Origin of the sequence: Anaerocolumna jejuensis DSM 15929, assembly GCF_900142215.1 — a bacterium.
In the GTDB taxonomy this organism is placed as follows: Bacteria; Bacillota; Clostridia; order Lachnospirales; family Lachnospiraceae; genus Anaerocolumna; species Anaerocolumna jejuensis.
Genome location: NZ_FRAC01000008.1, coordinates 38659 through 60739 on the forward strand (window position 1 = coordinate 38659; position 22081 = coordinate 60739).

Sequence of the window (22081 nt, forward strand, 5' to 3'; positions counted from 1 at the left end):
CGTTATTTACTTGTCGTACGATGAAGAAGACTTGAAAAGAAATGAGCAATTCCTCTCTGCCCCGGGCTTTTAACCGGAATATCATTACATAAAGCGGCTGCCAAAGCAGACACGGCTCTTGAAGAAGGTGAATTAGGATACAATACGGAATAGGGTTTTTGCTGCATAACTGCTCTCGTAACATTAGGATCCTGCGGTATTCCACCCAGATATTCCAGCTTAATCGTCAGGAACTTTTGTACTACAAGGTTCATCTTATTATACAGGCTGCGTCCTTCCTCTTCCGAATCAATCCTGTTGGATATCATTTTAATGGATGTCATATCAGAGTTAAAATCCACTCTTTTATTGAGTACCTTCAGCAGTGCGTAGGCATCTGTTATAGAGGTAGGCTCCGGTGTTATCACCAATAATACTTCGGCGCTTGCCATCACAAATTCCAGTACACTGTCCGTTATTCCAGCTCCGGTATCAATTATAATTATATCGGCAATTTCATCTAACTCATACAGCTTCTGGTTCAGAAAATCTATTTGATACTTTGTAATATTGGATAATTCCTGAATACCGGAACCCCCTGATATGAACATCAGATTTTCGGGGCCCTTGGTTATGATTTCCTGCAGATTTTTATTGCCGTATATGATGTCAGCCAGATTGTACTTGGGTCTGATACCCAGCATGACCTCTACATTGGCAAGGCCAAAATCTGCATCCAGTATAACTACTCTTTTTCCCATTCTGCTCAGCTGGATTCCCAGATTTACAGAAAGATTTGATTTGCCAACTCCACCCTTTCCGCTGGTAACGGTTATAACTCTGGCGAGCTGGTCAGGCATACTTTGTCTTTTTATGATATTACGAAGCTGCTCCGCCTGATCCATCAATCAAACCCTCCCAACAGCTTTTTAGCCGTTTCCTGTGTGTCAAGCTTGCCGATGTCATCCGGGACGTTCTGTCCGTAGGTAGCATAGGATAACTCAGCATTGGTATACATCTTAATATTTAAAATATTCCCTACTGATATGGTTTCGTCTAATTTGGTAAATATAATACGGTAATTGGTTATTTCAGAATAGTTTTCCGTAATCCGGATCAAATCCTTATATTTTGTTGTAGCACTTAATACAAGGTATATTTCCTTTTGTTCCTCTTCTATCGTGCCAAGAAGCCTTTCAACATCGTCTCTCTGCTCCCTGTTCTTATGAGAGCGTCCGGCTGTGTCTACCAGTACAACATCATAATCCGATAATTCTTCCTTTGCCTGCAGCATTTCCTCCTCGGTATAAATTACCTTCATGGGAATGCCAAGTATATTGGCATAGGTCCTTAACTGCTCCACAGCGGCAATCCGGTAAGTATCGGAAGTCAGCATTGCTACCTTTAACTTTTTATTTAATTTTAAATCTGAAGCTATTTTGGCAATGGTTGTTGTCTTACCTACACCGGTGGGTCCTATGAAGAAAATAAATTTGCATTTATTCTCTATGATATTAATTATTTTGGGCTGGCCAAGCTTCAGGATTATCTTCTGATATACATGGGATAAAATATTATCGATTGTAATATCCCTTGTGACTTTCCCTTCAATCTCACTTATCAGCTGTTCCACATATTTTTCATCCACTTCATTTCTTAGCAGCTGATCATATACCAGCTTCATGCAGGCTTCCCTTTTCTGCTCCTCCGGGTCCTTTTGCTTTGGCGCCTCTTCCGCCTTTTTAGCCTCCTGACGCTCCTGGAGCTGCTTTTCAAGCAATTCCTGCAGACTGTTAAGCTTCTTTTCAATGGCTGAAGCATCCTCATTGGACTGATTGATTTCTTTCGGCCTTACAAAGGCAGAAGCTCTATCCTCTCCATCATAGGCTGCCGACAGGGTATTGGTAAAGAAAGAAGGCTTTGATTTTCCCTCTTCTGCCTCCTTCTTTCCTCCTGCTAAAGCACCTGTATCGTCAACAGCAGCCGTTATTTCAACGGTAGGCTTCCGGAAAAGGCGATAAACGCCTTTCGGTGAAATAGTCTTTATATTCATTACGATAGCATCCTTGCCAAGCTCATTCTTTGCAAGAAGAATCGCCTCTGTTTCTGTATTTGCCTGATATTTTTTGATTATCACTATACCGTCACCATCCCTACCGATTGTAATTCAACATTGGATTCAATTTCATTATAGGATATAACAATTAAATCCTTAAAATAATCCTGTGTCAGCTTTTTAAAATACATTCTGACAATTGGAGAGGTTATAACAATGGGGCTCTTCCCTATATTCTCCAATTTCTGAACTTCTTCCTCCACTGAACTCATAATACTTCTGGTCTTTTCCGGGTCAAGTGTTAAATAAGCCCCCTGCTCCGTCTGCTTTACACTGTTCATAATATCCTGCTCAACCTTCGGGTCCAGGGTTACCACACTTGTAACCTCTTCCACAGGAAAATATTTATTACTGATGGCTCTCTTAAGACTTTGCCGGGCATATTCGGTAAGGACATCCGTATCTCTTGTAGTAGATGCATAATCTGCAAGGGTTTCAAATATCGTAATCAGGTCTCTGATGGATATTCCTTCTTTTAATAAATTCTGTAATACCTTCTGTATCTCACCAACGCTTAAGAGCTTAGGAACAAGCTCCTGAACAAGGGTTCCGTTAGCTTCCTGAATATTGTTGATAAGGTTCTGCACATCCTGCCTTGTAAGCAGTTCATAAATATGGCTCCTGATAACCTCAGTCAGATGTGTTGCTATAATAGACGGAGGATCAACTACCGTATACCCCAGGGACTCTGCTCTTTCCCTCTGGCTTTCTGTTATCCAGATTGCCGGTAAATGGAAGGAAGGTTCAAAGGTAGGAATACCTGTAATCTCCTCCTCCACATAGCCTGGGTTCATGGCCATATAATGGTCAAAGAGAATTTCTCCCTCACTGATGGGGACTCCCTTTATCTTAATCAGATACTGGTTGGGATTTAACTGAATATTATCCCTTAATCTTATGATAGGCACTACACAGCCTAATTCCAAAGCTATCTGCCTTCTGATCAGAACAACCCTGTCGAGTAAATCGCCTCCCTGATTGACATCAGCAAGGGGGATAATACCATAGCCGAATTCCAGCTCAATAGGATCCACTTGTAATAGAGTTACTACATTTTCAGGTTTACGTATCTCATCTCCGCCGCTTTCTTCCATTGCAGCAGCACTTTCAATATCCTCCACCTCTATTCTGCCGGCAATCGTTCTTCCGCAGATTATGAACACAACACCATATGTACAGAATACAAGGGTATTAAGAGGTGTTGCAATACCTAAGAATATCAGTGCTCCTCCGACAATATAGAGTACCTTTGGAATGGAGAACAGCTGTTTTAGAAGGGTATCTCCGATATCCGCTTCCTTCGTTGCCTTTGTTACCACAATACCGGTGGACAAGGATATCAATAGTGACGGTATCTGGCTTACAAGCCCTTCACCGATGGTAAGTAAGGTATATTTATCAAAAGCTTCATTGATTGACATTCCGCCACGAAAAGCTCCAATAGCAATACCGCCGACAAAATTGATAATTACAATTATAAGTCCTGCAATGGCATCACCCTTTACATACTTGGTAGCACCGTCCATGGCACCGAAGAAGCTGGCTTCCTCCTGGATTTTCTCTCTTCTTTCCTTTGCCTGCACATCACTAATTGCTCCGGTATTCAAATCTGCATCAATTGCCATCTGCTTACCAGGCATAGCGTCCAGGGTAAATCTTGCCGTTACTTCCGCAACACGCTCTGAACCTTTATTAATAACGATAAACTGTACTAAAATCAGGATAACAAATACTATGATACCAATGATTGCATCACCGCCGCCTACGAAATTACCAAAGGTCTGGATTACTCCGCCGGCAAAGCCGTCTCTTAAAATCAATCTCATGGAAGATACATTTAATGAAATTCGGAAAATTGTCGTGAATAATAGAATAGTCGGAAATGCTGACATATTTAAAGCTTCTCTTGAAAACAAGGCATTGAACAGAACAATCAATGCCACAGATATATTCAGTGCCAGTAATATATCCAATAAAACACTTGGTATTGGTACAATCAGAAATATAATTGCTGCCAGCAAATAAATTCCTACAACCATGTCCGTCTTTTTCATTAACAATGCCCCCTGAATTTACAAAGTAATTATGTCTTATTTTTCAAATTATAAACATAAGCTAATACTTCCGCTGTCATCTGATACAGCTCCGGCGGAATTTCATTCCCAACATCAACATTGTAGTAAAGCATTCTGGCGAGTGGCTTATTTTCTACAATTTCAATATTGTTCTCTTTCGCAGCTTCTTTAATCTTCTGAGCCAAATAATCTGCGCCCTTCGCAACAAGTACCGGCGCTTCGCTGTTGTCCTTGTCATACTGGATAGCAGCAGCAAAGTGAGTAGGGTTTGTTATGACGACATCTGCCTTAGGAAGCATCTGCATCATCCTTCTTTGGGATACTTCACGCATTTTTGAACGGATCTTTCCTTTTATATGAGGATCTCCTTCTGATTGCTTGTACTCATCCTTGACTTCCTGCTTTGACATCCTCATATCTTTTCTGAACTTCAATTTTTGATAAATATAATCTGCTACTCCAATAATAAGGAAAACTACACTAATATTCAACCCCAGCTTTATTACTATATTACCTATGAACTGGATGGCCTGAATCAGTTCCATATCATAAAGCCTTTGAAGATTGGCTCCATAATTCATTAAAGTATTGTAAGCAATATATATTATGGCAATTATTTTAAGGACTTCCTTAAAGGTGTCCACCAATTTGTCTTTGGAAAATATTTTTTTAAAGCCTGTAATCGGATTAAATTTATTGAATTTGGGCTTAAGCGGCTTTGCTGTCAGCTTCCATTTTACCTGGAATACATTAATTATAATTACTGCCATTACCGCAATCAGGAATATCGGTATTATGATTTGAATAATACTCAAAAAACATTCTTTTAAGATTGCCGATGCCGTAGCGACATTAAAATCATCCGATGCTACTTTAACAATGTTGCTGTAAAACTCATAAAAAGCATTGATGAATTGATTGCCCATCCTTGCTACAAATACTTTTAGTGTAACAAATAAGGCAAGCAGGGCAGTGGCCGTAATCAAATCGGTACTTCTTGCAACCTGCCCTTCATCTCTTGCATCACTTAACTTTTTTGCGGTGGGCTCTTCTGTCTTTTCGCCCCCGCCTCCCCCTGCAAAAAATTGCAGGTTATAGGTCAATAACCTTTCCATTCTAATCCCCACACATTCAACTATTTTAATATTTGAACGGCTGACTTCATCATATCAATCATCTCATTGAAAATGAAACCGGATACGGTAGGTAAAAACCTTACAAGTAAAAACAGAATCAGTAAGCCGGTTATGATTTTTAGCTGAAAACCAATAACAAACATATTCATTTGAGGGGCTACCTTCGCTAATATTGCAAGTATTGTGTTTATAATCAACATAGCCGCAAAAACCGGCAATACGATGCGAAAACCAATTATAAAATAATCTCTGATAAAATCTACCATCAGCAGGTAAATATTAGGATTTAAATGAGCCTGTCCCAATGGAATTACCTTAAATGTATCAGCAAACGCTTTTATGATATAAAGGTGCATATCTGTTACTAAAAGCATTAGAATAACCGAATAAGAATACAGATTACTGGTTATGGTGGATTCCACATGGGCTACCGGATCCAGCTCATTGACCATGGAAAAACCAATTTCCATATCCATTATCTGTCCTGAAAAATTCAGGATATAATAACTTAAATTCGTAAAGAATCCAATTATCAGCCCGGTCAGTGCTTCCTTCAGCATAAGAGCAGCAAATCCGATTACTGTGTCATATTGTATAGCAACAGGCGTAATCTGAAAAAGAATCAGCGCAAATATAAGTGAAAATCCTGCCTTTACTCTTTGAGGAACATTGGGAATACTGAAAAACGGGGCTACAAAAACAAAAGCCGATATCCTCACAAGAATTAATAAAAAACCATCAAAGCCATCAATTGTAAATGTCATACACTTCTTATGTAATACGGGAGATTGTTGATAAGCTCCACAAAGAAATCTTTGGTCTCAGACATTATCCAACTTCCAAAAAGCATAATAACCAGAAAGATAGCTATAAACTTAGGAACAAATGTGAGGGTTTGCTCCTGTATAGAGGTTATAGTCTGCAGTATGCTTATTACAAGGCCTACTATCAGGGATATCAGCAGCATAGGTGCCGATACCTTTATTATGATCCAAAGGGCTTCTCTGATAATATCAATTACAATATTTTCATTCATACTCTACCAGCTTTCTACTTGTAAAAGGTCTTGACCAATTCTCCAATGACCAGATTCCATCCGTCTGCAAGAATAAACAAAAGAATTTTGAACGGCATGGATATCGTAGTTGGCGGAAGCATCATCATACCCATTGACATTAGAGTAGATGCAACTACCATATCAATAATGATGAAGGGTATATATATTACAAAGCCTATAATAAACGCAGTCCGCAGCTCACTGATTATAAAGGACGGTATGATGACTGTGATAGGTATTTCACTATAATCTTTTACCGGGCCAATTTCAGCTATGTCCATAAACAGCTTAAGGTCCTGGGGCCGATTTATCTCTTTCAGCATAAACTCCCTTATGGGCTTTACTCCTGTCTTAAAAGCTTCCTCCTGGGTTATCTCACCCTTTGATAAAGGCTTTACAGCATCGTTATTGATTTGTGTAAACACCGGCGCCATTATAAAAAATGTCAGGAATAATGCCAAGCCTACAAGTACCTGATTAGGCGGAGTGGACTGAGTTCCCAAAGCCGACCTTACAAAATGTAATACAATGATAATTCTGGTAAAGGATGTAACCATGATTAAAATTGACGGTGCCAGTGAAATCAAGGTAATCACCAGCATCATCTGCAAGGTGGATGTCATGCCGCCACCGTTGGCATCCGTGTCCAGGTTAAATTTAAACGGCCCAATCTGGCCGCTTAAATTATTGTTCGATGCACTGCTGGAACCCGTAGCTGCTTTACCGGTAGTGTCATTTTTTGTCTGCCCGCCATTAACAGTACCTGCTGTAGTTGTACTGTCGGTTTGTGACGCATAAACAAAAATAGTTGTCTTATTGGTTAATATACCGGTAATGAATAAAATACAGATAACACATACCAGCTTTTTTAATATTCTTTTATTCCTTCTCTCCATGCATACCAACCCTAGTGATGATCCTCTTTCTCTGTCAGATCAGACTCTTCTGACTGATTTACAAATAAATCACCACTTTTATCTTCTTTCTCAATTTGTTTCTTAAAGGTCTTTAAAATATCCTGAAAGTTATTATTTTGCCTGGTATTTCTATCCTTTACTGTGATTTCGTCTTCTTTCAGCTCTGTAAGCAGTCTTATATCATCTTTTCCCACTGCTATGACAAAATATCTGGTACCAACCTTTACAATCTGTAAATACTTATTCTGGGTAAGCTTATATGTATCGATGACCTTAAAATTACTTTCTCTTAAGGCACCCATTTTGACACCGCCGACAAATTTTGTTGTCAGATACGTTATGACTAATACCACTATAAAAAGGATTAAGACACCGAGAAGCTGCAGGAAGTTATCTCCTGATGTCAGCCTTGCTGCAAAAATGTTCATTAACCCACAGCCTTCTTAACCGCTTCCAATACTCTGTCAGCCTGAAAAGGTTTTACGATAAAATCCTTTGCTCCTGACTGAATGGATTCAATGACCATTGCCTGCTGGCCCATTGCGGAGCACATTATAATATTGGCAGAAGGATCTGCGGATTTGATTTTCTTAAGAGCCTGGATACCATCCATTTCCGGCATTGTAATATCCATCATTACTAAGTCAGGCTTTGTTTCATTGTATTTTTCAATCGCTTTAGCGCCATTTTCAGCTTCGCCGACAATCGTATAGCCATTTTTACTTAAAATGTCCTTAATCATCATCCTCATAAAAGCAGCATCATCACAAATTAAAATACTTTTACCCATTTTTATTCTCCTATCATGTGTTGTATTTTATAATTAATAAGATTACTATTCACCCTTAGTTTAAAGAACCCTCTTAGAATCAATTATTATGTTTATTTTCATGCTTGTAGGTTACATCACATGATTCATAGTTAACCAACTGCTACTTAATAATTTCTGTTACTCTGATACCAAAGGATTCTTCAATTACTACAACCTCACCTTTTGCAACAAATTTACCATTTACAAGAACATCTATCGGTTCTCCTGCTAATTTATTAAGCTCAATAATTGTACCCGGAGTAAAATCCAGTATTTCCTTTATGGATTTGTTTGTTCTTCCAAGTTCTACCGTAACCTCCAAGGGAACATCCATAATCAGGTTTATGTTCTCAGGTTGGGGTGTTACCTGCTGAGAAACGGTAAAGCTTTGGAATTGTGCAGGTGATACATTAATATCAGGTGCGGCATACGGCATTTGAGGCGCAGGTGTCTGCATCTGGGGAGCTGCTTGAACCGGAACTTCCGGTGCCTTGGGCTGTGCCTCAGGTTTCACCGCTTTTTCCTGTACCTGCTCTGTTTTCTGTTCACCTTTCACAAAGTTACTGTAAAGCTCTCTTGCCAGCTCGAAGGGATACAATTGCATCAGTTCACTGTCAACTAAGGTTCCTATTTCCATCTTGAATGCAACTTTAACAAATTTGCCTTTCAGGAAAGGTGCAATATCTGAACCATCAATGGTTTCATTCATATCCACCACCGTTGATATGGGAGGGGTAATATCAACCCTCTTTTCAAGCATTGCTGAAATAGAAGTTGATGCAGAACCCATCATCTGATTCATTGCCTCACTGATAGCACTTAAATGAAGCTCCGACAGTTTACCCTCCACACTTGTACCGTCGCCGCCCATCATTAAATCCGTGATTATCTTGACATCGGACTCTTTTAATATCAGAATATTGTTACCATCCAAACCATCCTTATAGTAAATCTGTATAAAAACACAGGGTCTGTCATAAGATTCTGATAAATCGGTCCATGTTGCATAGGAAACAACCGGAGTTGTTATGACAACTTTTTGATTAACTAAAGATGAAAGGGTCGTGGCTGCAGTCCCCATACTAATATTGGAAATTTCACCAATCGCGTCTTTTTCGGCATCTGACAGTACATCGTTCATTGTATCAGAACCTGCATTGCTTGTATCCGAATTCATCCCGCTTAGAAGCGCGTTAATCTCCTCTTGAGATAACATACCATCCATATTATTACTCCTCCCTAATTATTGATGTGATTCTCACTGCATAGGCATCCGAAGATGCACCCGGCAATGCTTTAAATTTATCTAAATTACCTACATAAACCTCTAACTCATCATCTATCTTTGTGTTTAGTTTAATGATGTCTCCTGCCTGAAGCCCAAGAAAATCATTAACTGAAATGGAGCTTCTGCCAAGTATTGCTTTAATTGGTATCTTTGCTTTGGCAATCGCCATCTCAATAAGCTCCTGGTAAGACTCATCATCCTTAACCTGCATTGTTGAAAACCAGTACTTGGTATTTAATTTATCTATAACACTCTCTAGACAAGCATATGGCAAACATACATTCATCATACCTTCCACATTACCTATTTTTATATTCATGGTAATGATGGAAATCATTTCACTGGGTGCAATGATTTGTGCAAACTGCGAATTCGTTTCTATTCTTATAAGCCTCGGCTCCAAATGTACTACTGTTTCCCAAGGTTCACTCAGCAGATTCGTACAGACATTGAATATCCTTTCCATTATAATTAATTCAATTTCTGTGAAATCTCTTGCTTTCTCCAGTGGTACCCCCGTTCCGCCTAACATACGGTCTACCATTGCATAACCTAGATTGTCCGCAATTTCGATAATTATGTTGCCCTCCAAAGGAGAAAAATCAACTATTCCCAGTAAAACGGGATTTGAAAGGGCATTTGTAAATTCAGAATAAGCAACTGCTTCCGAACTTACTACTTCTATTTGGACATTTTTCCGAAAATAAGCCGGTAAATTTGTAGAAAGCAATCTCCCATAATGTTCAAATATTATTTCCAATGTCCTAAGATGTTCCTTTGAAAACTTGGAGGGTCTTGCAAAATCATAGTTTTTAACTTGCCTTTCGCCACTGCCTTTAAACTCTTCTGCATCCAATTCCCCACTGCTTAATGCTTTAAGCAGATTGTCAATCTCATTTTGAGACAAGACGTCGCCCATTGCCACTACCTCCCGGGTGATTACTTAATACTATACTATAATATCATAAATTTCTACTAAAATCATCAAGTTACTTTTTATGAACCAGCCGTATATTCAATCGTAACTCCGATAATAAAATCAGAACCAAAGTATTCCTGTACGGCAGCTAATATATTACCCTTAATAACATCTTTTTTGTCATAAAGCTCATCCATGGTGTATTTTGCAAATTCATTCTGAATCATTTCATTAATCTTACTTTCATTGGTTGCTACCAGGGGTTGAAGCTTTGCATAATCCTCTGATTTCTTATTAATGGATAAGGAAGCGGTAACCAATGCATAATGATCTGTATTATCAGAACTCTTTTTCAGATTGATTGTAAGATCCTTGCTTAATTTATACTCTTCAATATCCTCAATGCTCAGCTTTTTATTCTCCGGTGAACCGTTAATTTCCAAATCAATGGTAGAAGCTACTTTGGAAATCAGCTCGTTTGTCCTCATAGTCGTCGGTACTACGGCAAATACAATAACCGCCGTCAGAATCATGTTAACTATTCCTAAAGCCAGGATAATGACCGTTAAGAAGCTCTTTTTCATACTATTTCCCATCTGCCTTCCAAAGGCATGTCCCTTCTGTATTAATTATTTTGTATGACTTTCTTTTCTTAACACCTTTCTTCCCTCCCTGTAGGTTAAGGTTTGCAGTGTGTCATAATTTAGGTATACCAACAGAATAAAGTTCTTTTTTGTAACATTTTACAAGATTTATAATCTCTTGTCTACTCTCTTTTACCAGTATTTTTTTCCCATTGGAAAGGGTAATTACCGTTTCAGGTACTTCTTCCACTGTTTCAATTAAGTCACAGTTAAGTGTTATTTCAACACCGCTCAACTTCGTTAAATTTATCATCCCTGCCTCTTTCTAAGATTAAATATGTATTGAAAGATGACTTTCCTGAATTCCATTGACCCTCTGCTATGCTGCAATAAAAGATGGCGGCGGTTCACGCCGCCATTGATTTATTTATCGTTTCAGATTAATGAGTTCTTCCAGTAAAGTATCAGAAGTAGTTATAATTCTTGAGCTTGCCTGAAAGCCTCTTTGTGTTGTGATCATTTCAGTAAATTCAGATGCAAGGTCTACATTGGACATCTCCAGGACACCTGGCATGAATTTTCCGCCATCGCTGGTAACATCATGGCCAATTCCATCGAATTTTCCGGAGTTCTGGGTCTCTGCATAGAGATTTCCGCCCTTTGCTTCCAGTCCGGCAGGATTAGAGAAGGATGCTACCGCAATCTGTCCTAACAACCTGCTATCCCCATTATCATAGGAGCCATAGATTTTACCGGAGGTATCAACACTGAGACCTTCCATACTTCCTGCTTTACGGCCTTTACCGGTGCCATCCACACCGCCTATATAGCCAGCTGCAGTAGTACTGCCGCTACCGCCAAACTGTGTAAGAGAAGAAAAGTCAATGGATATATCACTAAAGTGATTTGTTGCAGCTGTTGCTCCCAACTGCAATGAAATACTTTTATCCGTTGCTGTTGCTGTGCTTCCAATACCGACAAACTTACCTGTAGCAGCATTAAAGGTCAATAAATTCGGTTTTGCTGTAGTCTTCGGAGTAATGGCTCCAGTAGTAGTATTTACATCATAGTCAAATGTTTCCGCTCCAAGTTTAACCGAGCCTATCCCACTTGCCTTATATGTTACATTACCTGTCGCATCCACTACTTTTGTTGTCAAAATAGAATTTTTCTGTGAATCCACTACATCCACCAACTGTACCGAATACTGGTTATCAATAGCCACCGGAGGAGTACTGGAGTCTCCAGCATGTAATATTTTAAAGGTTGCGGTATAGGACTGCCCAAGCTTATCATAAAAAGATATAGTTGCCATTTTCCCTGATCCGTTTAATGCAAGCTGCGTATCCTTTTGATCTATATTACCGGCAAGATAAGCCTTGGTGGTAGCCTCGGGATCGGAATACAGATTTTGGGCCGACATAAGCTTCAGAGGTGATACCATATCTGCTACGGTCCTGGTGGGATCCTTGGGGTCCACCTGCCAGCCCATAACGGTTCCGCCGCTGGAAGTGCAAAGAGTTCCGTCAGCATCAATCTTGAAATCTCCAGCTTTTGAAAAATAGTTTGTTCCACCCTGGTTAACTATAAAGAAAGAATCTCCGCTTATCATAAGATCAAAAGGGTTATCCGTTCTCTGAGAACCACCTGTTTTTGTAGGCGATGACACGATAGATGCCAATTTACTTCCAAGACCTATCTGCATGGCATTCTGCCCCGCTGCTCCGGTGGATTCATTCGGGCCTGAAGCACTTTGAATATTCTGATAAAACACATCGGCAAAAGCTGCCCTGCTGGCCTTAAAACCAACTGTATTAACATTTGCTATATTATTACCAATTACATCCATTTTAGTCTGGTTAACACTTAATCCGGAAATACCGGAGTATAATGAACGCATCATAATGAATGACCTCCTTCTTTTGTGCCAAAAGTTGTCCTCTCTGTCAGTCAAGAACCTTAATGCCTCCCTAAGGTCCGGCATTTTACATAATTACGGCACCATCGATATTTGTAAATATTTTGTCTTCACCCTCATCAAGAGCTGTAATAACAGTGCTGTTCTTTACATTAACGATAAAAGCAATATTGTCGACCATAACAAGCGACTCTGATATTCCCTTTTCCTGGGCTTTTTTCGTTCCTGTCGACAGCTTTTCAAGCTGTTCCTCCGACAAATCAATATTCCTGCTTTGAAGCCTTTCATTGGCATGCTTTGAAAACTTCAGCACGCTGTCCTGTTTGGCATATTGACTTTCCAGAATACTCTGGAAGGATTTTTCTGTCTTAACCTGTTTTGTCTGTACCGCTCTTCCCTTTAACAGCTGTCCGGTCATTTGCTCTATGGTAGAGTATTTTGTCTGAGAAATATGATTCATATCAGCCTCTTTCTATGCCCACTTCCTTGTGAACATTATGGAAGAAAATTTGCAAGTCAAATCAATCATAGATCTTATCAGCTTAGGATTCCGTTCCACTGCCGCTTCCATCTCCTCCGCTTGTATCTGAATCATCCGGAGTTTCAGTATCCTTAGGAGTTTCTTTAGGGGGTTCGGTACCCTTAACCGTAATAACAATCTGATTTGATACCACCGTATAATTTGCATCATTAAACATAATGGTGGGTTTATATGTACCGTTATCAAGACCCGCCAGTGCTTCCTTGCTGATGGTAACCTTTGTGCCATCCAGTTTCACATACTTGGAATCCACTACCTTATTATTAATAATCACCGCAACATCTGTTGCAACAGTCTTTCCGGAGCCTAAGTTGACGTTAAAGCTGATATCTTCCTGCTTATCCCTGTCAAAAGTCGCTTCTACTTTGCTTGTGATATAAGGAAGCCCCTGTTCCAATAAAAATGTACTGTCAATTACCGAAGACACCTGATCCAGTGTATAAAGATTGCCGTTTACAGAAACCTTTGCCTCACCGTTACTCATAGTCACATAATCAACACGTCCGCTGCTTGTAACTGATTTTCCGGCGGAATCCGTAGTGCTGACTTCCACTTCCATACCCACAAGTCCAAATGCCTGATTATTTGAAGTTGTCTTATTCAAATTCTGCATCTGTTCCAATTGAGCAAAAGTCGCATACTGTTGAACGAACTGAGTATCCGTACTTGGATTTAAAGGATCCTGGTATTTCATTTGAGCAACTAATAGCTGCAAAAAAGCAGTTTTATCCAGAGATCCTGTTCCTGTTGTCTTTGTTTTTGCGCTTGATGTGTTTGTACTTTCAACGACCTTTCCATCTTTAACCGGTAAAACGCTCATGTTTCCTCCTTTCTTACTATACAGTATAGTCTACGCTGCTAGTATTTTCTTCCAAGCCTCCAAGGCTTGCATTCTCTTCCACTACAGTATCTGCCAGAGGTTCATTTATCTCATCCAGGCCTCTGAATGCCCTGTTTCTGGATCTTTCCTGGCTTTCTTTGCCGCCTTCGCCCTGAAACCCTTGTTCCTTTTGGTCAAAAGCAGAATAAGATACGGTAACTTCTACATTTTCAACCTTTAATCCCTGGTTATTCAAATTTTCCTTGAAAACCTGAAGCTGGCTTTCAATAGCTTCTTTTGCGGTTTCCGTACCGGTTACAAACTTTGCCGTAAGTACGCCTTCCTTTGAAACAACCGTCAAATTGATTTTTCCCAGATTTTCAGGATTTAACTGAAGCTCCATGGATGTCTGGTCGGGCTTGATATTAATCCGGACGGCATCCAGTATCTGAGTTGTTATTTCTCTTATCTGCTGTACCTTGGTAAGCTGGTCTGTAAAGATAGCCTGATCGCCGCCTGTATTTACTGCCAGGTTATGAATCAAAAGCTCTGTTGCTGATAAATTCTGCCCTGTTTTTTGACTGTCAGCCTTGTTTTCTTCACTTGGGCGGTTCTCTGCCTGCTTTCCTGATCTTACAACCGTTATATCAATTTTCTCTTCCGGTTCTGCCACATCATTGGTGTCAGTCTCTGTCTGTAATTCCTGGGGAACTTTATTCTCCGCAGTCATCACTGCCGGCTGGTTTAAAACAGGGAGCTGTTCTTTTAATGCAGGGAATTGTTCCTGAATGGTATTGCAGACATTCATCAGCTCTTTCAAAGAATTACCCAAATCTTCATTGGTTAAAAAAGCCGACATATCATCGTTGTTGCTTACCTTTAGAAGAAATTGCTTCAGATTGTTTACATCCAGCAGATTTAGAGGTGTTAATCCAAGAGCTTCCAATGCCTTATTAAAATCGTCCTCAGAAATACCCAGCTTTTGCTTCATACTGTCCTTGATTGTATTCAAAAGCTCCTGAATACCGGCATTGATGCTATCCTCCGGCTTCATTACCGGCAGTTCTGCGGGAACATTTTGTTCCTGGGGTATGCTTGGTACACTCTCATCCTGTAACTGGTCAACGGGCTGGCTGGCATTACCCTGGGTATTTGTATTATCTGCCTTCCCGCTTGCTGCATCATCAGGCTTTACCTGTGAATTGCCCTGGCTTGTATTAACATCCTGGGGTGCTTCATAGGAAGTTTTATTCGGAACAGCCTTGGCTGCATTGGAATTATCCGCCGCATCATTCTTATTTGCTTTCAGGCTGCCTGTAATAATATCCTCAAAAGAACCTTTACTGTTCTTTACCGCCCCTTTTGACTGCGTTCCGCCTACAGAAGCGGTATAATTTTCGATAAAACCAGCTTTTACACTTTGCATCTTTCCTTTTCCTCCTTTCTTCTTTCGTATTTATACTTAAGTAATTGTAACTTCCCTTTGAATCTGAAAAGTTATTCTTACCTTAAGCCTATTTATCCTTTACAAGCTGTGAATCCATATCAATCATCTTCTTGGTGATTTTAGCCGCTGCTGTCGGGTCCATGGCTGCTAATATTCCTGAGCTTTCCGATGCGTTCATACTAAGAAGCATCTGTGCTACCGTATCAATATCCGCTGTCATTGTCTCTAATATCTTCGCAGCTGCATCTGCCTTCATCTTTCTATATATATCAGCTTTTTCCTTTATGGCATTCGAATACTGGAGCTGTTCCACAACCTGTCTGTATATTTCTTCGGCATTGGTAGGATCAATGCTTTCATAGTATTTTTTATACTCGTCAATACTGGGAGCCTGATCTGCAAATACTACTTTTTCATCAAATTCCTTGACTTTTTCTTCAAAAGCCTTTTGATCCTTTTCGTAAACTTTAAGCCTTGCAATCTCTGCCTTCTGCTCTTTTACAGTTTTTGTATTACTGTCCTTCGTTTTGGTCAAAGCGTCGTTTTCCACTTCCAATTCCTTGATTTTCTTAACTGCTTCTTCCAGGTTATCGTAGGGATAGTCATTTTCATAGGCTAACTGCTCTTCCGATACATCCGGAAGAATCCTGTTCACTACGGGAATATCCTTAATCAATGGTCTTAATACAGACGAGCCAAGTCCATTTACATCCAATTTAATTAAAAGAGCAAATACCACAAGCCAAATCAGAATGACTACCAGCACTATTACTGCTATCGTTATTTTGCTGCCGATACTTTTCTCATTCTCAGAACCTTCTGCCCCTTTGTTCTTCTTTGCCATTTTCTTTCCTCCTAATTAGTAGGATTATTGTATCTAAAGCTTACCAATTCATCTATTTCTTTTCTTTCTCCCGAAGCTACCTCCAGGAAAAATACTTCTTTTGCATTCTCTTTTAATTTCTCATGGGTTTTCCGCTCCAGCATTGCAGCGTTCAACCGCTCCCTTGCAAGCTCCACCTGCTGCTCTGCTTTCTTTACAGCCAGTTCCTGCAGCTTAATCTCTTCCTTTACGATTTCAGAGGCTTCCGTATACTCCTTCAGCTTCATGATATCAAGCTTTTGCATTCTAAGTTCCTTGCCCTTATCCTGATATTCTTCCAGCCTGGTAATCAGTTCAGAAAGTCTTTCCTCTTCCTTCATAAGCTTTTTTCGGGCTATTCCATAAGAAGTTTTCGCCTGGTCTTCCAATTTATATTTTATTCCTAAAATATTTTCCATCTTATAAATAAATTTAGCCATATACCCTCGTTTCTTACCTAACGACTATGTATACTGAAACCCGACTGCAAAAATCAGGTTCAATCTTCAAATAAATTTGCCAGGTCATTCACTATCAGGTCAAAATCTACTTTTTCATCCACATTCTGCCGTAAAAATCCATTGACAGCATCAATTTTTGATATTGCATAATCAATATCTTTGTTAGAGCCGTTTTTATAAGCACCTATATTTATCAAATCTTCTGCTTCCATATAAGTTGCCAAAACATTCTTTAATTTTCCGGCTGCATTCTTATGCTCTGCCGTTACAATGGAAGACATAACACGGGATATACTCTGCAGCACATCGATGGCCGGATAATGGTTCTTATTCGCCATCTTACGTGTCAGCATAATATGACCATCAAGTATACCTCTTGCCGTATCTGTTATAGGTTCGTTAAAATCATCACCATCCACCAATACCGTATAAAGGCCCGTAATGGAACCTTTTTCCGAATTGCCCGCTCTTTCCAGGAGCTTTGGCATTTCAGAATATACACTCGGCGGGTAGCCTCTGGAAACAGGTGGCTCACCGGAAGCAAGGCCGATTTCTCTTTGAGCCATGGAAAAACGTGTAAGGGAATCCATCATTAAAAGGACATCTTTTCCCTGATCTCTGAAATACTCCGCTATAGCCGTAGCTGTTTTCGCCGCTTTTTTTCGAATAAGAGCAGGTTTATCGGATGTCGCTACCACTACTACCGACCGCTTCATGCCTTCCTCGCCCAAATCTCTTTCCAGGAACTCCCGTACTTCCCTGCCACGCTCACCAATTAAGCCAATGACATTGATATCCGCCTTTGTGTTTCTGGCAAACATACCGAGAAGAGTACTTTTACCAACACCGCTTCCTGCAAATATGCCGATTCTCTGACCCTTACCAACGGTTATCATACCATCAACAGCTCTTACTCCCAAGGGCAGCACTTCATCTATCAGCTTCCTTTTCATCGGGTCCGGCGGCTGTGCTTCAACGGAATATTCCGCTTTCATTTTAAGCTCCGTATCATCAAGAGGTCTCCCCAGTCCATCCAGGGTTTTTCCAAGAAGGTCATCACCCACGGAAACACTTAAAGGCCTTCCTGTTGTCTCCACTGTGCTGCCGACTCCCACACCTTCGATATCATCATATGGCATTAATAGTATCCGGTTTTCCCGAAAACCTACCACCTCAGCCATTATAGTCTGTGATTTATCAGAAGAAACTATGACACACAAGTCATTGAGATTCGCCTTAGGTCCTATGGATTCTATGGTCAGTCCGACCACTTTCACCACTTTTCCTAATTGCTTTTCATAGGTTCTGTCCAGCAGAATATCATATTTTTCCAGATCAGCCATTTTCATATCTACCTGCCTTTGCTTATCCAAATTACAGATTATCCATGGAAAGAAGCATAATATCTTTCTTTAGATTTTCCAATTGTGTATCAAGACTGCAATCGACTATTCCGGTCTCCATATCAATAATACACTGGTTTTTTGCAAGATTTTTGTCCAGGGCGATGTCCAGCTCTATGGATTCATTGAGAATTCCCACCAGCTTTGGTTTATAGGCCAGAACCTCCTCATAATCCTCCTTCGACACCTTTATGTGATAAAATTTACTGTTATCACCGTGAAGTATGGCCCGGTGAAGAAGATGGGTTATTACGCCCTTTTTCTCTTCCACGGCTACTCCGGCGACCTTTTCTATCAGTGCCGCCATGATACCTGCAAATTCAGGCTCCAAATCTATTATCTTTTCTTCATATTCCTTCTTAAGCTTTGCTTCCTGCTCTTCATACTCTTTTTGCTTTTTCAGGGCTTCTTCCATTCCCTTTGCAAAGCCGTCGTCATAGCCCTTCTTCGTGGAATCCTCATATAGCTTTCTGCTGTTTGCCTTGCTTTCTTCCTCTGCTATCTTTCGTATAAGAGCCGCTTCTTCTTCCGCCTTTGCAATCATATCTTCCAGACGGTCCCTCAGTTCTTCTTCGCTTTCCATTTCTTCATCAGTTTCGATGACAGGCGCCTCTATTCCTAATTTAAAGCCTTCGGAAGAAGTTGCTTCTTCCTTATTGGAAATATGTACCTTGGGCTTGTTTGCAAAGTTGATAAGCCGGAATTCCTCACTTCTTTCATTGGAATCGATAACGAACCTATCTTCTTTTTCTCTGGTTATGTACCTGGATTTAATAAGATTAGACAATAATCTCATCACCTCCACCTCTGGAAATGATAATCTCAGCGGAATCCTCTAATTTTCTAATAATATTAACAATCTTCTGTTGTGCTTCTTCAACATCCTTCAAACGAACAGGACCCATAAATTCCATATCTTCCTTAATCATAGCAGCAAGACGCTTGGACAGGTTGTTAAAGATAACATTCTGCACTTCTTCATTGGAAGCCTTCAATGCCACCGCTAATTCATTATTATCAACCTCACGCAGTACTCTCTGTATGGAACGGTCATCCAGTGTAAGAATGTCTTCAAATACGAACATCTTCCTTCTGATCTCATCTGCAAGCTCTGGCTCTTCAATTTCAAGAGTTTCCATAATATGCTTTTCTGTTCCTCTGTCTACGGTATTCAGGATGGATACGATAGAATCCACACCGCCGACAATGGTGTAATCCTGATTAACAAGGGAGGATAATTTACGTTCCAATACCCGTTCAACCTCTTTGATAACATCCGGAGAGGTACGGTCCATCTGCGCAATACGTTTTGCCACATCCGCCTGTTTATCCGGGCCAAGAGCCGATATAATGGCAGATGCCTGACCGGAGGACAGGTAGGAAAGTATAAGGGCAATGGTCTGAGGATGCTCATCCTGGATAAAGTTCAGCATCTGGCTGGCATCAGCCTTTCTGACAAATTCAAAAGGACGAACCTGTAAGGAAGCTGTCAGTTTTCCAATAACATCCTTTGCCTTTTCTTCTCCAAGAGCCTTCTCCAATAGTTCTTTTGCATAAGCAATACCGCCTTCTGCGATATACTGCTGAGCCAGACAGATTTCATAAAATTCATCCAGCACCTGCTCTTTGGTAGCCGGTGAAATACTTCTTGTATTGGCTATTTCCAAAGTCAGCTGTTCTATCTCATCTTCCTTTAAATGCTTAAAAATACTTGCTGATTTCTCGGGCCCTAAGGATATTAAGAGAACAGCAGCTTTTTGTACTCCTGATATTTCTGTGTTCTTTGCCATATTCTCCTCCTTATCAACCCCACTCGTCGTTTAGCCAGTTTCGCAGCAGCTGGGCAACGGCATCCGGGTTCTCGTCCACAAATTTTTCTATCATCTTCTTTGCTTCCGACTTCTCGCTGAACTCAATATCTTCTAATGTCTGATTTTCCTTTGTAGTTGCCAGCAGCTGTTCAACCGACAGCTCCGGCTCGAGCTCTGTAACCTCGACAGGTGATGTTCCCTTAAATACTACAAATACTAAAAGGCCGACAATTGCAGCTGCCAGGAGAATCTGCAGATAGAAGGACCAGTCTCTCTGGGTTTTTTCAGCCGGAACAAACACTGGCTGCTCATAGGCTAAAATTGAGATTTTATCCGTAGGAATACCAGTTGCCAGGGATACTGCATTATATACATCATTACCGACCTTTATTTGCTTAGGATTCTTATTTGCCAAAGCATATTTGGCAAAGGTCGTATTTTTTAATGAGCCATTAAGCTTTAATTCTTCTTCCGTATAAGTCACAACTTTGGTACAGATAATACTGCCCGAGGATTGCTCCGGCAACACTGCTCCAACTTCATATTCCGTATTTGTAACACGCTCATTGGGCAAATATTTGATTTGTACTGTAGAAGAAGAGGAACCATTTTCCGTACCGTTGTTGGTAGCATACGATGCTTCATCATTGGAATCCGTTCCCGGTGTTCCGCCGCTTGTAGCGCTGGAATTCTTTGTATCATATGTGTAATATTCACCATATAAGCCCTGATCCTGTCCGTCCGCCGGTATTTTTTCATTGTATAGCTGGGTTACTTTATCCATATTAAGCTTCCAGTTAAACATCGGCTGGACATCAGTATATCCAAGCTTAAGCATCAGCATATATATATTGTTGTTATAGGTATTCTGGAGTTTTTCCTTATACTCCAGTACGGAATTGGCACTCCCTGTATAGAGGTCATCTTTTCCGCCAAATAAAAGATTACCGTTCTGATCAATAATTTTAATCTTATCCGTCGTTTCATTTCCGATTGCAGCCGCTACATATTCCGCTACCGCAGCGGCATTAGTCGCCTTAAAATCATCCGTAATAGTAAGCGCCACACTTGCCGGCAAATCCTGTTTATCCGCAAGAACGCTGTAGGTTGCTTCTTCCGGAACATATGTAACCTGAGCATCTTTAATGCCCTTCATTTTAATCAGATAATTTCTGATCTCTGTCTGTACGTATAAATTATTTTTCAAATTACGGTCACTGTTGGTGGTACTTAAATCATTTTTCACCAACTGGTTCAGTGTCATTCCGCTTGTAGGTACATCACTGCCGTAAACTGCCAGCAGCGCATCGGAGAACTTTTTCTTATCGACGCTGATTGTCATTCCGTCATTGCTTAACTTATAGGCGATTCCCTCATCCTTTAACAGACTGGCAACGGTACTGACATCTTTTGTAGTCTCGCCCTTCATTAATTCTTTATATTCCGTCCTGTTCATTACAGTAACCAATATGACCAGCGCAAGAAATATTGTTGCAACAACCCCAATTATAATTGTCTTTTGCTTACTGGTGTATTTATTCCATTGATTCAGTAACTGAACTGGTATCTGCTTTAGTCTGTCAACCATAATACTGCTCCTTAAGTTCCATTGTTAGAATTGGAGATTCATAATCTCTTTGTAAGCATCTAGTACCTTATTCCTCACCTGAACAGTATACTGTAGTGACGCATTGGCTTTTTCCTGCGCAACCTGAAGGTCATAAGTATTATCTGACAGTCCCAATGCATAGGATACTTCTGCTTCTTTTGCAGCATTAGACAAGTCATTCGTTTCATTTAACATAGAAAGAGCAGATTTAAACATACTATCAAAGGTATTATTTCTTCCGGTCTTTTCTACTCCCGTATTTTCAGTACTATATGCATTTAAACCTGATATCCCATTAAGAAGTGTAATATCCATTAATTATTCCCC

At 40.2% G+C, this 22081-nt stretch carries 24 protein-coding genes; all 24 read right to left on the bottom strand.

What is annotated here, in order from left to right; genetic code table 11:
- Window positions 1-2: 2 nt before the first annotated feature.
- On the bottom strand, window positions 3-884 hold the full coding sequence (locus tag BUB77_RS06340; protein ID WP_073274034.1) for a MinD/ParA family protein: 882 nt from the start codon (window positions 882-884) through the stop codon (window positions 3-5).
- Window positions 884-2116: a flagellar biosynthesis GTPase FlhF gene (gene flhF, locus BUB77_RS06345; RefSeq protein ID WP_073274036.1), complete on the bottom strand. Its 1233-nt coding sequence runs from the start codon at window positions 2114-2116 to the stop codon at window positions 884-886. Before flhF ends, BUB77_RS06340 begins: the two co-directional genes overlap by 1 nt.
- Window positions 2116-4149 (bottom strand): flagellar biosynthesis protein FlhA, encoded by a 2034-nt coding sequence (gene flhA, locus BUB77_RS06350; protein WP_073274038.1) that lies wholly within the window; start codon window positions 4147-4149, stop codon window positions 2116-2118. Before flhA ends, flhF begins: the two co-directional genes overlap by 1 nt.
- Before the next feature lie 29 nt (window positions 4150-4178).
- Entirely contained in the window at window positions 4179-5285 is a 1107-nt protein-coding gene (flhB, locus tag BUB77_RS06355) for a flagellar biosynthesis protein FlhB (protein WP_073274040.1), read from the bottom strand.
- A 20-nt stretch (window positions 5286-5305) separates the two neighbouring features.
- Window positions 5306-6070, bottom strand: a complete 765-nt coding sequence (gene fliR, locus BUB77_RS06360) for a flagellar biosynthetic protein FliR (RefSeq protein WP_073274042.1) — start codon at window positions 6068-6070, stop codon at window positions 5306-5308.
- Window positions 6067-6342, bottom strand: a complete 276-nt coding sequence (fliQ, locus tag BUB77_RS06365) for a flagellar biosynthesis protein FliQ (protein ID WP_073274044.1) — start codon at window positions 6340-6342, stop codon at window positions 6067-6069. Before fliQ ends, fliR begins: the two co-directional genes overlap by 4 nt.
- 14 nt (window positions 6343-6356) lie before the next feature.
- Window positions 6357-7259, bottom strand: a complete 903-nt coding sequence (gene fliP, locus BUB77_RS06370) for a flagellar type III secretion system pore protein FliP (protein WP_073274553.1) — start codon at window positions 7257-7259, stop codon at window positions 6357-6359.
- Between the two features lie 11 nt (window positions 7260-7270).
- The gene (locus BUB77_RS06375) at window positions 7271-7708 is read right to left on the bottom strand and encodes a flagellar biosynthetic protein FliO (RefSeq protein WP_073274045.1); all 438 of its coding nucleotides are present in this window, start codon (window positions 7706-7708) and stop codon (window positions 7271-7273) included.
- A complete protein-coding gene (locus BUB77_RS06380; RefSeq protein WP_073274046.1) occupies window positions 7708-8070 on the bottom strand; it encodes a response regulator in 363 nt (120 codons plus the stop codon). Before BUB77_RS06380 ends, BUB77_RS06375 begins: the two co-directional genes overlap by 1 nt.
- 142 nt (window positions 8071-8212) lie before the next feature.
- Complete coding sequence (fliY, locus tag BUB77_RS06385) at window positions 8213-9316, bottom strand: flagellar motor switch phosphatase FliY (protein WP_073274048.1); 1104 nt, start codon at window positions 9314-9316, stop codon at window positions 8213-8215.
- A 4-nt stretch (window positions 9317-9320) separates the two neighbouring features.
- Window positions 9321-10298, bottom strand: a complete 978-nt coding sequence (gene fliM, locus BUB77_RS06390) for a flagellar motor switch protein FliM (protein WP_073274050.1) — start codon at window positions 10296-10298, stop codon at window positions 9321-9323.
- A 77-nt stretch (window positions 10299-10375) separates the two neighbouring features.
- Complete coding sequence (locus tag BUB77_RS06395) at window positions 10376-10894, bottom strand: flagellar basal body-associated FliL family protein (RefSeq protein ID WP_084123958.1); 519 nt, start codon at window positions 10892-10894, stop codon at window positions 10376-10378.
- A gap of 100 nt (window positions 10895-10994) precedes the next feature.
- Window positions 10995-11195 carry a flagellar FlbD family protein gene (locus BUB77_RS06400; RefSeq protein ID WP_073274052.1) on the bottom strand — a complete coding sequence of 67 codons (201 nt, stop codon included), beginning with the start codon at window positions 11193-11195 and terminating at the stop codon, window positions 10995-10997.
- Window positions 11196-11309: 114 nt separating this feature from the next.
- On the bottom strand, window positions 11310-12785 hold the full coding sequence (locus BUB77_RS06405) for a flagellar hook protein FlgE (protein WP_073274053.1): 1476 nt from the start codon (window positions 12783-12785) through the stop codon (window positions 11310-11312).
- An 82-nt stretch (window positions 12786-12867) separates the two neighbouring features.
- Window positions 12868-13260: a TIGR02530 family flagellar biosynthesis protein gene (locus BUB77_RS06410; RefSeq protein ID WP_073274055.1), complete on the bottom strand. Its 393-nt coding sequence runs from the start codon at window positions 13258-13260 to the stop codon at window positions 12868-12870.
- An 82-nt stretch (window positions 13261-13342) separates the two neighbouring features.
- On the bottom strand, window positions 13343-14161 hold the full coding sequence (locus BUB77_RS06415; protein ID WP_073274057.1) for a flagellar hook capping FlgD N-terminal domain-containing protein: 819 nt from the start codon (window positions 14159-14161) through the stop codon (window positions 13343-13345).
- A gap of 16 nt (window positions 14162-14177) precedes the next feature.
- A complete protein-coding gene (locus BUB77_RS06420; RefSeq protein ID WP_073274058.1) occupies window positions 14178-15587 on the bottom strand; it encodes a flagellar hook-length control protein FliK in 1410 nt (469 codons plus the stop codon).
- A gap of 88 nt (window positions 15588-15675) precedes the next feature.
- Entirely contained in the window at window positions 15676-16452 is a 777-nt protein-coding gene (locus BUB77_RS06425; RefSeq protein ID WP_073274060.1) for a MotE family protein, read from the bottom strand.
- An 11-nt stretch (window positions 16453-16463) separates the two neighbouring features.
- Window positions 16464-16910, bottom strand: coding sequence for a flagellar export protein FliJ (gene fliJ / locus BUB77_RS06430; RefSeq protein ID WP_073274062.1), 447 nt, complete (start codon window positions 16908-16910; stop codon window positions 16464-16466).
- A 59-nt stretch (window positions 16911-16969) separates the two neighbouring features.
- Window positions 16970-18274: a flagellar protein export ATPase FliI gene (gene fliI, locus BUB77_RS06435; protein WP_073274557.1), complete on the bottom strand. Its 1305-nt coding sequence runs from the start codon at window positions 18272-18274 to the stop codon at window positions 16970-16972.
- 31 nt (window positions 18275-18305) lie between these two features.
- The gene (locus BUB77_RS06440; RefSeq protein ID WP_073274064.1) at window positions 18306-19130 is read right to left on the bottom strand and encodes a FliH/SctL family protein; all 825 of its coding nucleotides are present in this window, start codon (window positions 19128-19130) and stop codon (window positions 18306-18308) included.
- Entirely contained in the window at window positions 19114-20124 is a 1011-nt protein-coding gene (gene fliG, locus BUB77_RS06445) for a flagellar motor switch protein FliG (protein ID WP_073274066.1), read from the bottom strand. The genes BUB77_RS06440 and fliG overlap by 17 nt, the downstream gene beginning before the upstream one ends.
- A 13-nt stretch (window positions 20125-20137) precedes the next feature.
- Window positions 20138-21733, bottom strand: coding sequence for a flagellar M-ring protein FliF C-terminal domain-containing protein (locus BUB77_RS06450; RefSeq protein WP_073274068.1), 1596 nt, complete (start codon window positions 21731-21733; stop codon window positions 20138-20140).
- Between the two features lie 24 nt (window positions 21734-21757).
- The gene (fliE, locus tag BUB77_RS06455; RefSeq protein ID WP_073274069.1) at window positions 21758-22069 is read right to left on the bottom strand and encodes a flagellar hook-basal body complex protein FliE; all 312 of its coding nucleotides are present in this window, start codon (window positions 22067-22069) and stop codon (window positions 21758-21760) included.
- Window positions 22070-22081 lie beyond the last annotated feature (12 nt).

What these genes read in the sequence shown, in the direction of transcription:
- BUB77_RS06340 (WP_073274034.1), bottom strand. Translation starts at nt 884, where the DNA reads ATGGATCAGGCGGAGCAGCTTCGTAATATCATAAAAAGACAAAGTATG.
- flhA (WP_073274038.1), bottom strand. Translation starts at nt 4,149, where the DNA reads ATGAAAAAGACGGACATGGTTGTAGGAATTTATTTGCTGGCAGCAATT.
- flhB (WP_073274040.1), bottom strand. Translation starts at nt 5,285, where the DNA reads ATGGAAAGGTTATTGACCTATAACCTGCAATTTTTTGCAGGGGGAGGC.
- fliR (WP_073274042.1), bottom strand. Translation starts at nt 6,070, where the DNA reads ATGACATTTACAATTGATGGCTTTGATGGTTTTTTATTAATTCTTGTG.
- fliQ (WP_073274044.1), bottom strand. Translation starts at nt 6,342, where the DNA reads ATGAATGAAAATATTGTAATTGATATTATCAGAGAAGCCCTTTGGATC.
- fliP (WP_073274553.1), bottom strand. Translation starts at nt 7,259, where the DNA reads ATGGAGAGAAGGAATAAAAGAATATTAAAAAAGCTGGTATGTGTTATC.
- BUB77_RS06375 (WP_073274045.1), bottom strand. Translation starts at nt 7,708, where the DNA reads ATGAACATTTTTGCAGCAAGGCTGACATCAGGAGATAACTTCCTGCAG.
- BUB77_RS06380 (WP_073274046.1), bottom strand. Translation starts at nt 8,070, where the DNA reads ATGGGTAAAAGTATTTTAATTTGTGATGATGCTGCTTTTATGAGGATG.
- fliY (WP_073274048.1), bottom strand. Translation starts at nt 9,316, where the DNA reads ATGGATGGTATGTTATCTCAAGAGGAGATTAACGCGCTTCTAAGCGGG.
- fliM (WP_073274050.1), bottom strand. Translation starts at nt 10,298, where the DNA reads ATGGGCGACGTCTTGTCTCAAAATGAGATTGACAATCTGCTTAAAGCA.
- BUB77_RS06395 (WP_084123958.1), bottom strand. Translation starts at nt 10,894, where the DNA reads ATGGGAAATAGTATGAAAAAGAGCTTCTTAACGGTCATTATCCTGGCT.
- BUB77_RS06400 (WP_073274052.1), bottom strand. Translation starts at nt 11,195, where the DNA reads ATGATAAATTTAACGAAGTTGAGCGGTGTTGAAATAACACTTAACTGT.
- BUB77_RS06405 (WP_073274053.1), bottom strand. Translation starts at nt 12,785, where the DNA reads ATGATGCGTTCATTATACTCCGGTATTTCCGGATTAAGTGTTAACCAG.
- BUB77_RS06410 (WP_073274055.1), bottom strand. Translation starts at nt 13,260, where the DNA reads ATGAATCATATTTCTCAGACAAAATACTCTACCATAGAGCAAATGACC.
- BUB77_RS06415 (WP_073274057.1), bottom strand. Translation starts at nt 14,161, where the DNA reads ATGAGCGTTTTACCGGTTAAAGATGGAAAGGTCGTTGAAAGTACAAAC.
- BUB77_RS06420 (WP_073274058.1), bottom strand. Translation starts at nt 15,587, where the DNA reads ATGCAAAGTGTAAAAGCTGGTTTTATCGAAAATTATACCGCTTCTGTA.
- BUB77_RS06425 (WP_073274060.1), bottom strand. Translation starts at nt 16,452, where the DNA reads ATGGCAAAGAAGAACAAAGGGGCAGAAGGTTCTGAGAATGAGAAAAGT.
- fliJ (WP_073274062.1), bottom strand. Translation starts at nt 16,910, where the DNA reads ATGGCTAAATTTATTTATAAGATGGAAAATATTTTAGGAATAAAATAT.
- fliI (WP_073274557.1), bottom strand. Translation starts at nt 18,274, where the DNA reads ATGGCTGATCTGGAAAAATATGATATTCTGCTGGACAGAACCTATGAA.
- BUB77_RS06440 (WP_073274064.1), bottom strand. Translation starts at nt 19,130, where the DNA reads ATGAGATTATTGTCTAATCTTATTAAATCCAGGTACATAACCAGAGAA.
- fliG (WP_073274066.1), bottom strand. Translation starts at nt 20,124, where the DNA reads ATGGCAAAGAACACAGAAATATCAGGAGTACAAAAAGCTGCTGTTCTC.
- BUB77_RS06450 (WP_073274068.1), bottom strand. Translation starts at nt 21,733, where the DNA reads ATGGTTGACAGACTAAAGCAGATACCAGTTCAGTTACTGAATCAATGG.
- fliE (WP_073274069.1), bottom strand. Translation starts at nt 22,069, where the DNA reads ATGGATATTACACTTCTTAATGGGATATCAGGTTTAAATGCATATAGT.